The sequence below is a fragment of the Bosea vaviloviae genome, from assembly GCF_001741865.1.
GTDB classification, from domain to species: domain Bacteria; phylum Pseudomonadota; class Alphaproteobacteria; order Rhizobiales; family Beijerinckiaceae; genus Allobosea; species Allobosea vaviloviae.
Genome location: NZ_CP017147.1, coordinates 1,582,583 through 1,596,022, shown reverse-complemented (window position 1 = coordinate 1,596,022; position 13,440 = coordinate 1,582,583). Strand labels below are relative to the sequence as shown.

At 66.1% G+C, this 13,440-nt stretch carries 12 protein-coding genes; 4 read left to right on the top strand and 8 right to left on the bottom strand.

The features are described from left to right. Nucleotides 1-37: 37 nt before the first annotated feature. Genes BHK69_RS07475 through BHK69_RS07465 form a run of 3 tightly spaced genes read left to right on the top strand, consistent with a single transcriptional unit; the run spans nt 38 to nt 3,469 of the window. On the top strand, nt 38-1,015 hold the full coding sequence (locus tag BHK69_RS07475; protein ID WP_069689545.1) for an ABC transporter permease: 978 nt from the start codon (nt 38-40) through the stop codon (nt 1,013-1,015). Nucleotides 1,016-1,019: 4 nt separating this feature from the next. Then, a complete protein-coding gene (locus BHK69_RS07470; protein WP_069689544.1) occupies nt 1,020-1,850 on the top strand; it encodes an ABC transporter permease in 831 nt (276 codons plus the stop codon). Further along, nucleotides 1,847-3,469, top strand: coding sequence for an ABC transporter ATP-binding protein (locus BHK69_RS07465; protein WP_069689543.1), 1,623 nt, complete (start codon nt 1,847-1,849; stop codon nt 3,467-3,469). The genes BHK69_RS07470 and BHK69_RS07465 overlap by 4 nt, the downstream gene beginning before the upstream one ends. A 281-nt stretch (nt 3,470-3,750) precedes the next feature. Here BHK69_RS07465 and BHK69_RS07460 read toward each other — a convergent pair whose 3' ends face one another. From BHK69_RS07460 to BHK69_RS07425, 8 genes are read right to left on the bottom strand one after another with little or no spacing between them, the layout of a single operon-like run. Next, complete coding sequence (locus BHK69_RS07460) at nt 3,751-4,536, bottom strand: enoyl-CoA hydratase/isomerase family protein (RefSeq protein ID WP_069689542.1); 786 nt, start codon at nt 4,534-4,536, stop codon at nt 3,751-3,753. Nucleotides 4,537-4,580: 44 nt separating this feature from the next. After that, nucleotides 4,581-6,389, bottom strand: coding sequence for an AMP-dependent synthetase/ligase (locus tag BHK69_RS07455; protein WP_244548430.1), 1,809 nt, complete (start codon nt 6,387-6,389; stop codon nt 4,581-4,583). Nucleotides 6,390-6,400: 11 nt separating this feature from the next. After that, complete coding sequence (locus BHK69_RS07450; protein ID WP_069689541.1) at nt 6,401-7,219, bottom strand: ABC transporter ATP-binding protein; 819 nt, start codon at nt 7,217-7,219, stop codon at nt 6,401-6,403. A gap of 2 nt (nt 7,220-7,221) precedes the next feature. Beyond that, a complete protein-coding gene (locus BHK69_RS07445; protein ID WP_069689540.1) occupies nt 7,222-8,403 on the bottom strand; it encodes an ABC transporter substrate-binding protein in 1,182 nt (393 codons plus the stop codon). Between the two features lie 46 nt (nt 8,404-8,449). Next, nucleotides 8,450-9,493: a branched-chain amino acid ABC transporter permease gene (locus BHK69_RS07440; RefSeq protein WP_069689539.1), complete on the bottom strand. Its 1,044-nt coding sequence runs from the start codon at nt 9,491-9,493 to the stop codon at nt 8,450-8,452. Then, nucleotides 9,493-10,377 carry a branched-chain amino acid ABC transporter permease gene (locus BHK69_RS07435; RefSeq protein WP_069689538.1) on the bottom strand — a complete coding sequence of 295 codons (885 nt, stop codon included), beginning with the start codon at nt 10,375-10,377 and terminating at the stop codon, nt 9,493-9,495. The genes BHK69_RS07440 and BHK69_RS07435 overlap by 1 nt, the downstream gene beginning before the upstream one ends. Then, nucleotides 10,377-11,276: an ABC transporter ATP-binding protein gene (locus BHK69_RS07430; RefSeq protein WP_083269174.1), complete on the bottom strand. Its 900-nt coding sequence runs from the start codon at nt 11,274-11,276 to the stop codon at nt 10,377-10,379. Before BHK69_RS07430 ends, BHK69_RS07435 begins: the two co-directional genes overlap by 1 nt. Nucleotides 11,277-11,293: 17 nt before the next feature. Next, a complete protein-coding gene (locus BHK69_RS07425) occupies nt 11,294-12,064 on the bottom strand; it encodes a FadR/GntR family transcriptional regulator (RefSeq protein ID WP_069693454.1) in 771 nt (256 codons plus the stop codon). A gap of 189 nt (nt 12,065-12,253) precedes the next feature. On the opposite strand from BHK69_RS07425, the gene BHK69_RS07420 reads away from it, so the two are divergent. Beyond that, complete coding sequence (locus BHK69_RS07420) at nt 12,254-13,426, top strand: acetyl-CoA C-acetyltransferase (protein WP_069689537.1); 1,173 nt, start codon at nt 12,254-12,256, stop codon at nt 13,424-13,426. Nucleotides 13,427-13,440: the final 14 nt, after the last annotated feature.

The following is a 13,440-nucleotide window of genomic DNA, read 5'->3' as shown; positions in this document are numbered from 1 at the left end:
CCTCAACCACCGAACCCGTCGCTTCCGGCCGATTTCCATGCGCGTTCTCGTTCTAGCGGGGCGGCGGCTTGCCGCCTCGATCCCGACGCTGGTCCTGATCCTGATCGGCGTGTTCCTGCTGCTGCAATTCGCACCGGGCGACACGGTCGATGCGATGATGGCGCAGATGGGCGGCGGCGATGCGGCGACCGCGCGAGATCTGCGCCGGTTCTATGGCCTGGACCTCTCGGTCTGGGCCCAGCTCGGCAATTATCTCTGGCGATTGGTCCGGTTCGATCTCGGCTTCTCCGCGATTTACGGCAAGCCGGTCGCGACCGTGATCGCGGAGCGGCTGCCGGTAACGATCCTGCTGATGACCGCCTCGCTGTCGCTCGCCTTCTTCTTCGGGCTGATCCTGGGCGTCATCGCGGCGCGCGGCGTCAACCGCTGGCCAGACACGCTGATCTCGACGCTCGGCCTCGTCTTCTATGCGATGCCGACCTTCTGGTTCGGGTTGATGGCGATTGTCGTCTTCGCGATCTACCTGCAATGGCTGCCCGCCGGCGGGTTTGAAGACATCACGATCGCTCATACCGGCCTGTCGCGCACATTCGACATCGCGCAGCACCTCGTGCTGCCGACGCTGACGCTCGGCCTGTTCTACATGGCGATCTATCTGCGCATCATGCGCGGCTCGATGCTGGAGGTGCTGAACCTCGATTTTGTTCGCACGGCCCGGGCCAAGGGCATGGACGAGACGCGGGTCGTGGTGCGCCATGTCCTGCGCAATGCGCTCCTGCCGATGGTGACGCTGATCGGCCTGCAGGCCGGCACGATGCTGGGCGGCTCGGTCGTGGTCGAGAGCGTGTTCTCGCTGCCGGGGCTCGGGCGCCTCGCCTATGAATCGGTGGTGCAGCGCGACCTCAACACCTTGCTCGGCATCGTCTTCGTCTCGGCGCTGCTGGTGATAACAATCAATTTCATCGTCGACCTGCTCTATGCCCGGCTCGACCCGCGCATCACCACGGGGGCCTGAGGCGATGGCGCTGGTGAGACTCTATCTCCGCAGCCCCTCGGCCATCATCGGCCTGGTGCTGCTATTCGCCGTGCTCGCCATGGCCGCCACCGCGGGCTGGCTTTATCCGAAGGACCCGCTGGCGCTGGCCGGGCGGCCGCTGGTCTGGCCGTTCAGCAATCCGCGCTTCCTGCTCGGCACCGACAATTCCGGCCGCGACATCGCCGCCCAGATCTTCCACGGCGCGCGCATCTCGCTCCTGATCGGCGTGGTGGCGACGGTGATCTCGATCATGATCGGCATCACCATCGGCGCCTTCGCCGGCTATTATGGCGGCTGGGTCGATACCGCGCTGATGCGTGTCACCGAAGCCTTCCAGACGCTGCCGAACTTCCTGCTGCTGCTGGTGCTGGTCGCGGTCTTCGGCTCGACCATCACCACGGTGACGGTCGCGATCGGCATCGTCTCCTGGCCGGCCTCGGCGCGGTTGACGCGCGCCGAATTCCTGTCGCTGCGCAATCGCGAATTCGTCCAGGCCGGGCGCACGCTCGGCCTCAAGGACGCCAAGCTGATCTTCGGCGAGATCCTGCCCAACGCCCTGCCCCCGGTGATCGTCTATGCCAGCGTCGTGATGGCGGTCGCGATCCTGCTGGAAAGCGCGCTCGCCTTCCTCAAGCTGTCGGACCCCAATGTCGCCTCCTGGGGCAATCTGATCGGCGCCGGCCGCGATGTGCTGCGGGTGCAATGGTATGTCTCGGCCATTCCCGGCATCGCGATCCTCGTCACCGTGCTCGCCGTCTCGCTGGTCGGTCAGGGGCTCAACGACGCGCTCAACCCGAGGCTCAGAGGTCGATGAGCCCGATCCTCGTTCTCGACGCCGTCAGCGTGAAGCTGCCGAAGGGTGCGGACCGCTCGCACGCCATGACAGAGGTGACGCTTTCGGTCGCCGCCAATGAAATCCTCTGCGTCGTCGGCGAATCCGGCTCCGGCAAATCGATGACCGCCAATGCGATCATGCGGCTGCTGCCGGGCGGCGTCGAAATCGACGGCGGGCGCATCCTGTTCGAGGGGCACGACCTCGCCGGCGTCAGCGAGGCGCAGATGCGCGGGGTGCGCGGCGCCGGCATCGCGATGATCTTCCAGGAGCCGATGACGGCGCTCAACCCGCTGCGCTCGATCGGCGACCAGATCGGCGAGATGTTCGAGATTCACACGCAGCTCTCGAAAGCCGAGATCGGCGCGCGCGTGCTGGCGCTGCTCGAAGAGGTTCGCATCCCCGATCCCGCGCTCGCCGCAAAGGCCTATCCGCACGAACTCTCCGGCGGCCAGCGCCAGCGCGCCATGATCGCGATGGCGCTGGCGCTCGATCCGAAAGTCCTGATTGCCGACGAGCCGACGACGGCGCTCGACGTGACGACGCAGGCGCAGATCCTCGAGCTGATCCGCGACCTGCAGAAGCGCAAGGGCACGGCCGTGCTGTTCATCACCCATGATTTCGGCGTCGTCGCCGAGATCGCCGACCGGGTCGCGGTGATGAGCCAGGGCCGCGTCGTCGAGCAGGGCAGCGTCGGCGCCGTCCTCGACAATCCGCAGCACGCCTATACCAGGCAGCTCATCGCGGCCGTGCCGCCGCTGAAAGCGCCGCCGCCGCGCGCGCTTTCGTCCGAGCCGATTCTGAGCATGGAGCATGTCTCCAAGACCTACCGCACCGGCGGCTTCCTCGGGCGCGGGCAGCGCGTGACCCATGCGGTCAAGGATGTCTCGCTGGTGCTGCCCAAGGGCGGCACGCTCGGCATCGTCGGTGAGTCCGGCTCCGGCAAATCGACGCTCGCGCGCTGCCTCGTGCGCCTGATCGACCCGGAAAGCGGCGAGATCCGCCTGAACGGCCGTGATCTGGCCTGCCTGAGCCGTGAGGAGATGCGGGCGGAGACCCGCCATATCCAGATGGTCTTCCAGGACCCCTTCGCCTCGCTCAATCCACGCCGCAAGGCCGGCGAATTGGTGGCGCAGGGGCTGATCGTGCATGGCACGCCGCGCCCGCAGGCTCTGATCCGCGCCAGGGAGCTCTTCGCACTGGTCGGGCTCGACCCTTCAGCGACCGATCGCTATCCGCATGAGTTCTCCGGCGGCCAGCGCCAGAGGATCGGCCTTGCCCGTGCCCTGGCGCTGGAGCCGGATGTTCTGGTCGCCGACGAGCCCGTCTCGGCGCTCGACGTTTCCGTCCAGGCGCAGGTGCTGAAGCTCCTGGCGGAGCTGCGCCAACGGCTTGGCCTGTCGATCGTCTTCATCACCCATGATTTGCGCGTCGCGGCGCAGGTCTGCGATCTCGTCGCGGTGATGAAGAGCGGCGAGGTGGTCGAGGCCGGCTCTATCGGAGACGTCTTCGGCAACCCGCAGCATGCCTATACGCGGGCGCTGCTCGCCTCGATTCCCGGCCGCGACTTCGGATTGAAGCGCGAGGCCGTGACGGCATAGTCCTGACGGCCGTTGACGCCGACTTATGGCTGAGGCTGCGCCGTCATTCCGGGGCGATCCGAAGGATCGAGCCTGGAACCCAGAACCGATGCCGCTGCTTGAGAAAGCACGGGCAGCCGGCCCGCTTCGCCACGACACGCATCGGTTCTGGGTTCCGGGCCCATATTCTTTCGCGTTATTGGCTGCGCCATGTCCCGGAATGACGGCGGAGGACAGGCCATCGGTCAGCTCTGGAGGTCGTGACGGCATAAGGTCCAACCTCTCCGCGATCGCAGGCAGGTTCACTGCCCGCGAAAGACGGGCTCGCGCTTGCCGAGGAAGGCCGCGACGCCCTCGCCGAAATCCTGCGTCCGCGTCGCCTCCAGAAAACGCCGGCGCTCGCTCTCCAGATGCGCCTCCAATGGCGCGGCGAGCGCATCGTCGATCAGGCGCTTGAAGCTGCCATAGGCTGCAGTCGGGCCAGCTGCGATGCGCGCGGCGATTTCGCCTGCGCGGCTTTCGAGCTCGGCTTGCGGCACGACCTCGGTGACGATGCCGGCTGCAAGCGCCGCCTGCGCATCAAGAACCTGCCCCAGCAGCATCATGGCGAAGGCGCGTCCGCGCCCGACCTTGCGCGGCAGGAACCAGGTGCCGCCGCAATCGGGCGGTGCGCCGATGCGATCATAGGCGATGACGAAGCGGGCCTTGTCGCTCGCCAGCAAAATGTCGGCGCTGAGCGCAATGCTCAGACCGGCACCGGCAGCCGGCCCCTGCACGACGGCAAGGACGGGCGCGGGGCAGGCGCGCAAGGCGAGGATCGCAGGGTGGAGCGCTCCGAGCAGCGCATCGACGACCTCAGCCGGTTCGTCGCCGAAACTCGCGACGTCACCGCCAGCCACGAAAGCGCGCCCCGCACCGGCGAGCACGACGCAGCGCAAGCCCGTCTGCGCGACGACGTTCGAGACAGCCTCCCGAAAGGCCGTCGCGGTCGCGACATCGATGGCGTTCAGCACATCGGGACGGTTGAAGCTGATGCGGGCGATGCCGCTTGCCGCATCGAATGCCGCGGTGACCAGTGCATCAGCCATGAGAGATTGTCCTTCCTGCATTCGCCACTTCGCGCGAAAACGCTTTAGCGGGCCGCACCGTAGAGGCTCTCGATCTCATGAGCGTATTTGGTCTGGATGCTGGAGCGGCGGACCTTCATCGTCGCCGTGACCTCGTCATCATCATGGTCGAGCTCCTTCGTCAGCAGATGGAAGCGGCGGATATGGGAGACCTGGGCAAGCTGGGCATTGGCCGCGGCGATCTCGCGCTCGATCAGCTCGCGCACGCTGGCATGCTCGGCCAAGCTGCGGAAATGGGTGTAGGTCAGCCCGCTTTCTTCGGCCCATTGTCCGACCGTCTCGGCATCGATCTGGATCAGGGCCGAGACATATTTGCGTGCCTCGCCGATGACGATGCATTCCTTGACGAAGGGGCTGGCCTTGACCGTGTTCTCGATCTCGGAAGGGCTGAGGTTCTTGCCGCCGGCCGTGATGATGATGTCCTTGAGACGGTCGACGATCTTGAACTGACCCTGAACGATCTCGACGACATCGCCGGTGTGCAGCCAGCCATCGGGCGCGATCGCGGCTTGCGTCGCAGCTTCGCCCTTATAGTAGCCGGAGAAGACGATATCGCCGCGGACGAGCAATTCGCCCTCGTCGCTGCGGGCGAGCTCAGCGCCCGCCACGGCCGGGCCGACACAAAGCGGCACGAGGTCCGACAAGCGCTGGCCGGCCGCCATGCCCGAGGTTTCGGTCGCGCCATAGACCTCGACCAGCGGCACGCCGATGGTGCGGAAGAAGCGCACGATCTTGGCTGGAATCGGCGCCGCGCCCGTCATCGCGACATCGACACGGCGCAGGCCGATATAGTTCTGCAAGGCGCGGAAGATCAGCCAATAGGACACAGCGAAGGTCAGGCGCTGTGCCAGCGTGCGCTTCTCGCGCGCGACCTCGGCGAAGGGCTCGCAAGCTGCAAAAGCGCGCTCGAACAGCTTGAGGCGAAAGCCCCCGGCCTCGGCCAGCTTGATATGGATCGCCGAGTTGAGCTTCTCCCAGATGCGCGGCACGCCCAGGAACATGCTGGGCGCGACCTCGCGCAGATCCTCCTGAACGGTGCGGATCGACTCGCCGAAACTGACCAGCGAGCCGTTATAGACCGGCGCCATGGTGGTCAGCATCTGCTCGGCGACGTGGCAGAGCGGCAGATAGGAGAGATGGCTGGTGGCCGCCGCCAACCCGATCCGCTCCGAGACCGCGATGGCCTGGGCGCGGATGTTGCGATAGCTCAGCATCGCGCCCTTGGGCTTTCCGGTGGAGCCGGATGTGTAGATGATCAAGCCGATGTCGGAGAGGGACTGCCGCGCCAGCACGGCATCGATCGCGCCGGGCTCGGCTCGCTGCGCGGTGCGGCCGGTGTCCTCCAGGCTCGCGAAGCTGGTGACGAACTCAGCGGGATAGGAGCGGATGCCCTTGGTCTCGACCACCACGATGCCGCGTAAGCCAGGCAGTTCGCCACGGCGTTCCAGCACCTTGTCGACCTGCTCCTGATCCTCGCAGATGACGATCTCGGCGTCGCAATGGCCGAGCACATAGGCGACCTCATTGGCGGGGCTGGTCGGATAGACTCCGACCGTGACCGCCCCGACGAGCCCCGCGCCGAGCTGGGCCAGCACCCATTCGACCCGGTTCTCCGAGAGGATCGCGACATGGCCGCCCTCGCTCAGGCCGAGCGCGCGGAAGCCTGAGCCGACTGCCGCGGCACGCTCGAAATAATCGCGCCAGGTCACAGGCTTCCAGATGCCGAAATCCTTCTGGCGAATGGCGATGCGCTCAGGGATCAGGCGCGCCTGCTCGCGCAGCATCTGGGGAAGGGTGAGTTCGGGCAGCGTCACGGGGCGCGTCCTCAGGAGAGCCAGCGCTTGCGGCGCTTATAGTGCTTGATGTCGCGGAAGCTCTTATGGCCGGCTGCGCCCGCCCCCATGCCAAGATAGAACTCGCGCACATCCTGGTCGCGCATCAGCGTCTCGACCGGACCGTCGATGACGATCTTTCCGGTCTCCATGATGTAGGCGTAGTGCGAGACGGCGAAGGCGACGGCCGCGTTCTGCTCGACCAGCAGCATGGAGGCGCCCTGTTCGCGGTTGATGCGGGCGATGATGGTGAAGATCTCCTCGACCAGCATCGGCGACAGGCCCAGCGAAGGCTCGTCGAGCAGGATCAGTTGCGGATCGGCGATCAGCGCGCGGCCGATCGCCAGCATCTGCTGCTCGCCGCCGGAGAGATAGCCGGCGAGCCCCGAGCGACGCTCGCGCAGGCGCGGGAAATAGTCGTAGACGATGTCGAAGCTTTTAGGCGGGGCCCTGCGTCCCGTCAGCGCGAAGGTCGCGGCCGTCAGGTTCTCCTCGACGGTCAGGTCCTCGAAGATGCGCCGCCCCTCCATGACGTGGAACAGCCCCTTGCGGACCAGCGCATGCGGGGCGAGCGGCGCGATGTCGGTGCCGTCGAAACGAATGGCGCCGCCGGTGACGGCGCCATCCTCCAGTTCGAGCAGGCGCGAGATCGCCTTCAGCGTCGTCGACTTGCCGGCGCCGTTGGAGCCGAGCAGCGCGACGATCCGGCCGCGCGGCACGGAGAGCGACAGGCCACGCAGGACCTGCACGGTCTTGTTGTAGATGACCTCGATGTTGGAGACATCGAGGATCGGCGGCGCGGCGCTCGTCATCGTCAGCTCGGCTTCGAGACGTTGATCCAGTCGCCCTGCCCGACCATGACCTTCCTGGCCGCGTCGTACTGGTAGACACGGCCGACCGGGATCGAATTGCCAGTGATCGTGATCGGCGCGCCGATCAGGCCGCCGGTATCGAAGTCTTTGATCGAGTTGAGCGCGGCCTTGAGGTTGGTCGCGGTCATCTCCTGCTTGGCGTCGAGACAACGCTTGCCCGCTTCGCAGAACAGCATGGCGGTCAGGAAGCCCTGCATATAGGCGGTCGAGACATATTCGGGCCGCATCTGCCGTATCTTGGCCAGCATCGGCGCCTTGGCATCCTCGTCGAAATAATAGCGATACGGCATCACGCCCATGAAGCCGTTGGCCGCCTCGCCGACCTTGGCCCAGAGCGAATTGTCCATCGACCAGAAGGTGCCCATGAACTTGGTCTTGAGGCCGAGCTGCTTGGCCTGCGTCATGAACTCGGGCAGAGGCGCCAGCACATAGCCGTGGAAGATGGTGTAGTCGGGGTTGGCGCGGCGCAGTTTCAAAACCTCGGTCGAGACGTCGACGGAGGTCGGCGGGGTGACGATCTTCTCGGCGATGGTGAGGCCGAGCTTCTTTGCCATCGCCTCGGTGGTCGCGATCGGGTCGCGGCCGAACTCGGTGTCGGAGTTCACCAGCGCGATCTTCGCGCCGGGTTGCGTCTTGGCGATATAGGTCAGCAACACGCTGATCATGTCGGAATAATCGGGACCGGCGATGAACTGGTTCGGATAGGCCTTGGCGTCGTTGAGCTCGGTCGCGAAGGAGGCGCCGGCCATGATCATCGAACCCTTGCGGTTGAGCTCGGGGTTGATCGTCTTCGCGAAGCCGGTGGAGTCGCTGTAATAGAAATTCACCGCATTCGAGCCGGTGAGCTTGTTGAACACGGCGACCGACTGGTCGACCTTGTAGGCGGTGTCCTCATAGACATAGCGGACCTTGCGGCCAGCGATGCCGCCGGCCTCGTTGACGAGCTTCACATAGTCACTGAGCCCGTCATTGATGCCGATGCCGGCGAAGGCGAAGACGCCGGTGAGCGGGATCGACCCCGCGATGACAATCTCATTGGCCTGGGCGAGCCCGGGCCGGATGCCGGCGGCGAGCCCGCCCGCTGCGATGCCGGCGGCGAGAGCCTGTCGTCTGGTGATGGTCATGGTTGCAGTCCTCCCTTGGTTTTTCGTTGCCTTGATTTTTTCGTTGTCAGGTCTTGAACGGCCAGAGGTGGAAGAAGCGGCGGATGCGCCGCCAGATCTCGGCGAGCCCATGCGGCTCCAGGATCAGGAAGCCGATGATCAGCGCTCCGAAGACGATGGTCCGCACCGGCGAGAGGATCGCCACCGCATTGGGCATCCAGGGCGAGAGCAGGCCGACGACGAGCTTCAGCGCCTCGGGCACCAGCGTCATGAAGACCGCGCCCAGGATGCCGCCGAGGATCGTACCCATGCCGCCGACGATGACAGCGGCGAGGAAGAAGATCGAATAGACGAAGGGGAAGCTTTCGGGCGTCACCACACGGAAGAAATAGGCCCATAAGCCGCCCGCGACACCGGCATAGAAGGAGGAGAGGCCGAAGCTCATCAGCTTGTAGCGCAGCAATGGAATGCCCAGCACCTCGGCCGAGATGTCGCGGTCGCGGATGGCGATGAAGGCGCGCCCGATACGGGTGCGGAAGAGATTGGCGGCGGCGAGCACCATGAGGCAGGTCAACGGCGCGATGACCCAATAGAGCGCGAAGGGCCTGGCCAGTTCGAGGCCGAAGAGCCGCGCCGGCGGGATGCTCAGGCCGCGCGTGCCGCCGGTGACCGCAGTCCAGTTCTGGAAGACGAAATGCAGGATGAAGGAGGCCGCGATCGTCGCGATGGCGAGGTAGAGCCCCTTGACCCGCAGGCTGGGCACCCCGACCACCATGCCGACCGCCGCGGTGACCAGGCCGGCCGCCAGCAGATTGAGCAGGAACGGCGTCCCCAGCCTGGTCTCGGCCAGCGCCACGACATAAGCGCCGACGCCCATGAAGGCAGCCTGGCCGAGGCTGACCAGGCCGGTATAGCCGGTGAGGATGTTGAGCCCCGTCGTCGAGACGATATGGATGCCGACGAGGCAAGCGAGATAGAGCCAGTAGTCGCTGGCGGCGAAGGGGAAGGCCAGCAATGCGACCGCTCCAAGCGCCAGCCACAGCCGCTGCGGGGCCGTGTCGAACAGCGCCTGATCGGCGCCATAGCTGTCCTTGAGCGCACCGATCCGCATCAGAGTCGCTCGATCTCGACGGTGCCGAACAGCCCATAGGGCCGCACCATCAGAATGATCAGCAGGAGTCCGAAGGTCGCCAGCAATTTGTATTCGCCGCCGATGAAGGTGCCCGACCAGGCTTCGACGAGGCCGACGATGAGGCCGCCGACCAGCGCGCCGGCGATTGAATCGAGCCCGCCGACGATGACGACGACCAGGGCCGACAGGCCAAACACGCCCATGGTCGGCGAGATGCCGCCGACCGCGCCGACGAGAATGCCTGCGCCCGCTGCCGCCACTCCGGCGACGATCCAGGCGGCGGAGAACACTTTCGGCACATCGATGCCGCAGGAATAGGCCGCGCCCTGGTCGGTCGCGGTGGCGCGCAAGGCCACGCCGCCACGCCAGAAGCGGAAGGCCAGCACGAAGGCGGCGATGACGATGCTGGCGACCGCGAAGCCGATCGCGATCTTGCGCGAGACGTAGGCGGCGCCGATGAAGAGCGGCGTCGTGCCCATGAAGTCCGGCAACTGCGTCGGAGCTGCACCCCAGACGATCTCGACGAGGCCGACGAGCACCGAGCCCAGGCCGATCGTGACCATAAAGACCGAGATCGCGCTCTCGCCGAGCATCGGCCGGATGATCGTGCGCTCGACGATGGCCCCGAGCAGGCCGCCGCCGATGAGCGCCAGCGGGATGGCGAGCCAGACCGGCAGGCCGAAACCGGCCGCGAAGGAGAAGAACAGATAGGCGCCGACCATCAGCATCTCGCCGATGGCGAGGTTCACCACCTTGGTCGCCTTGTAGATCAGCACGAAGGCAAGCGCGGTCAGCGCCAGCAAGGCGCCGGAGCCGAGCCCTGCCAGCGTCACCTCGAAGAAGAAGAGCCAGTCGAACTCCATCACGCCGCCTCCGTCCCGGCGATGCGGGCCTTGAGCTGGCCGATGTCGCCGGCGCCGAGATAGGCGCGGATGACCTGCTCATTGGCGGTCACCTCGGCAGGCGCGCCGCGCGCAATCACCTGCCCGAAATTCAGCACGACGACATGGTCCGAAATGTCCATGACGAGGCCCATATCGTGCTCGACCATCAGGATCGTCACGCCCCATTCCTCCTTCACGTCGAGGATGAAGCGAGCCATGTCCTCGGTCTCCTCGCGGTTCATCCCCGCGACGGGCTCGTCCAGCATCAGGATCTTCGGGCGCATGGCGAGCGCGCGCGCCAGCTCGACACGCTTGCGCAAGCCATAGGCGAGCGAGGCGACCGGCTGGTTGCGGATGTGGTTGATCTCGAGGAAATCGATCACCCGCTCCTCGATCTCGGCGCGAACCTCGGCCTCCTCGCGCTGGGCGCGGCCCCAATAGAGCAGGCCGTCGAGCAGATTGGTGCGCATATGGACGTGGCGGCCGAGCTTGATGTTGTCGAGCACGGTCATGCCGCGAAACAGCGCGATGTTCTGGAAGGTGCGGGCAAGCCCGAGCCTGGCGCGCTCCGGCGGGTGCAGGCGGGTGATATCGCGCCCCTCGAAACGGATCGCGCCGGCTTGGGGCCGATAGAAGCCCGAGATGCAGTTGAACAGCGAGGTCTTGCCGGCGCCGTTGGGCCCGATGATCGCCGTGATCGAGCCCGCTGCCACATCGAAGCCGACATCGGACAAGGCCCTGAGCCCGCCGAAATTCAGCGTCAGGCCGCTAACCGACAGCGCCGCCTCACCAATGCTGGTCATCGCCGCAACCTGCGGCAGGCCGACCCGATCCTCATCCTCGTTCTCCTCCCCATCGAACCCGCGTGCCTTCGGCATCTTCGGGTGGCTTCATTTCAGTAAGGCGGTCGCAAGACGCTCCTGGCATAGACCCGCTCGACCGGCTCATCGAGATCGCGCCCGGCGCGCTCGAAGCCCTTGCGCCAATCGGCGATATGCCGGCTCATCCAGAGCGCTGCCTGCACGGCATCGCCGGCCTTGAGCGCATCGATCAGATGACGATGCGCCGCGACGAGCCGCCCCGCGCCTTCGGGAACCCGCCGGACGATAAGCTCCGTCGTCGGAAAGAACAGCAGCCCGGCCGGCTCGCGCGCCAGTTCGAGCACGCGGTTGCGCGTCGCCTTCGCCAGCAGCTGGTGGAATTCGGTGTCGAGATGGGAGAGCCGGGCAGGATCCTCCAGCGCCGATTCCGCCTGCGCCTGATTGGCTTCCAGCAGCGCGATGATCGCGGCATCGGCATTCTCGGCGGCTTGCTCGGCCGCAGCGATCTCGAGCACGCGCGCCGTGGCCCAGAGCTCGCGAAACGTGACCTCGTGGAGGATCAGCGCCCGGCTGATGCGGGAGGACAGGCCGCTATAGCGCGGCAGGCTGGCATAAAGCCGCCGGTCGGCGCCGCGTCGTACCAGCCCGCTTTGCTCCAGCACGCGGATCGCCTCGCGCACGGTCGAGCGGTTGACGCCGAACTGGGCGCAAAGTGCAGCTTCCGTCCCGACGCTGTCGCCCGGACGCATGCGGCCCGACATGATCTCGCGCTCGATCGCGTCGGCGACCAGCTGATAGGCTGACGCGACCTCAATCTTGTCGAAGCGTTCGAGGGCGGCGACCATCTTCATCCCGTGCCGAGCGTTACTGAGTGACGCTTGTCCCATTGTCCGACAAAGTCAACGTGCGGAAACTCACGGACGAGCCTACCAAGATTTGAGTTTGTCGGACAAAGTCGACCGCGTTAGCATCACCGCCAGCGGGCGGCGCTTTTCCAACGACAAGCCCGATATGTCTCATCCTGGGAGGGTCCGATGCCCGAGGCCTATATCGTCGCGGCGGCGCGCACAGCCGGAGGGCGCCGCAAGGGTCGCGTCTCGGGCTGGCACCCGGCCGATCTCGCCGCCGTCATCCTCGACGTGTTGATCGCGCGCACCGACGCCGACCCGGCCCTCGTCGAGGATGTGATCATGGGCTGCGTCGGCCAGGTCGGCGAGCAATCGACCAATATCGCGCGCGGCGCCGTGCTCGCCTCGCGCCTGCCCGAAAGCGTGCCCGGCGTCTCGATTGACCGGCAATGCGGCTCCTCGCAGCAGGCCCTGCATTTCGCCGCCGCGACCGTGATGTCGGGCCAGATGGATGTGGTGATCGCCGCCGGCGTCGAATGCATGACGCGGGTGCCGATGACGCTCTCCTCGGAATTTCCGGCCAAGGCGGGCTATGGCGAGGCCAAGAGCCCGCGCCAGCAGATGCGCTATCCCGACATCGCCTTCAGCCAGTTCACCGGCGCGGAAATGGTCGCGGAGAAGCATGGCTTCAGCAAGGATGAGCTCGACGCCTTCGGCTTCCAGAGCCAGCAAAAGGCGATCGCGGCGACCCAGGGCGGGCTGTTCGCAAGGGAGATCGTGCCGATCGAGGTCACCCTCCCCGATGGCGGCCGTGACATTCATGCGATCGATGAAGGCATCCGCTTCGACGTGTCGCTGGAGGGCGTGAGATCGGTCAAGCTGATCCAGGACGGCGGGCGGCTCAGCGCCGCGACCGCAAGCCAGATCTGCGACGGAGCCTCGGGCGTGATGGTGGTCAATGAGCACGGCCTGAAGGCGCTCGGCATCGCGCCGCTCGCGCGCATCCATACGATGACCGTCTCGGGCGGCGACCCGGTGATCATGCTGGAGGAGCCGCTCTTCGCCACCGACAAGGCGCTGAAGCGCGCCGGCTTGCGCATCGACGACATCGATCTCTACGAGGTCAACGAGGCCTTCGCCTCGATCCCGATGGCCTGGCTCAAGCATAGCGGCGCCGACCCCGACAGGCTCAATGTCAATGGCGGCGCGATCGCGCTCGGCCATCCGCTCGGCGCATCAGGCACGAAATTGATGACGACGCTGGTGCATGCGCTGCACCAGCGCGGCAAGCGCTACGGCCTCCAGACCATGTGCGAGGGCGGCGGGCTCGCCAACGTCACCATCGTCGAGCGGCTCTGACGCCGCGCACATTC

Excerpts from the sequence above, each read along its gene's own strand:
- BHK69_RS07475 (WP_069689545.1), top strand. The coding sequence starts at position 38 with ATGCGCGTTCTCGTTCTAGCGGGGCGGCGGCTTGCCGCCTCGATCCCG.
- BHK69_RS07470 (WP_069689544.1), top strand. The coding sequence starts at position 1,020 with ATGGCGCTGGTGAGACTCTATCTCCGCAGCCCCTCGGCCATCATCGGC.
- BHK69_RS07465 (WP_069689543.1), top strand. The coding sequence starts at position 1,847 with ATGAGCCCGATCCTCGTTCTCGACGCCGTCAGCGTGAAGCTGCCGAAG.
- BHK69_RS07460 (WP_069689542.1), bottom strand. The coding sequence starts at position 4,536 with ATGGCTGATGCACTGGTCACCGCGGCATTCGATGCGGCAAGCGGCATC.
- BHK69_RS07450 (WP_069689541.1), bottom strand. The coding sequence starts at position 7,219 with ATGACGAGCGCCGCGCCGCCGATCCTCGATGTCTCCAACATCGAGGTC.
- BHK69_RS07445 (WP_069689540.1), bottom strand. The coding sequence starts at position 8,403 with ATGACCATCACCAGACGACAGGCTCTCGCCGCCGGCATCGCAGCGGGC.
- BHK69_RS07440 (WP_069689539.1), bottom strand. The coding sequence starts at position 9,493 with ATGCGGATCGGTGCGCTCAAGGACAGCTATGGCGCCGATCAGGCGCTG.
- BHK69_RS07435 (WP_069689538.1), bottom strand. The coding sequence starts at position 10,377 with ATGGAGTTCGACTGGCTCTTCTTCTTCGAGGTGACGCTGGCAGGGCTC.
- BHK69_RS07430 (WP_083269174.1), bottom strand. The coding sequence starts at position 11,276 with ATGCCGAAGGCACGCGGGTTCGATGGGGAGGAGAACGAGGATGAGGAT.
- BHK69_RS07425 (WP_069693454.1), bottom strand. The coding sequence starts at position 12,064 with ATGGTCGCCGCCCTCGAACGCTTCGACAAGATTGAGGTCGCGTCAGCC.
- BHK69_RS07420 (WP_069689537.1), top strand. The coding sequence starts at position 12,254 with ATGCCCGAGGCCTATATCGTCGCGGCGGCGCGCACAGCCGGAGGGCGC.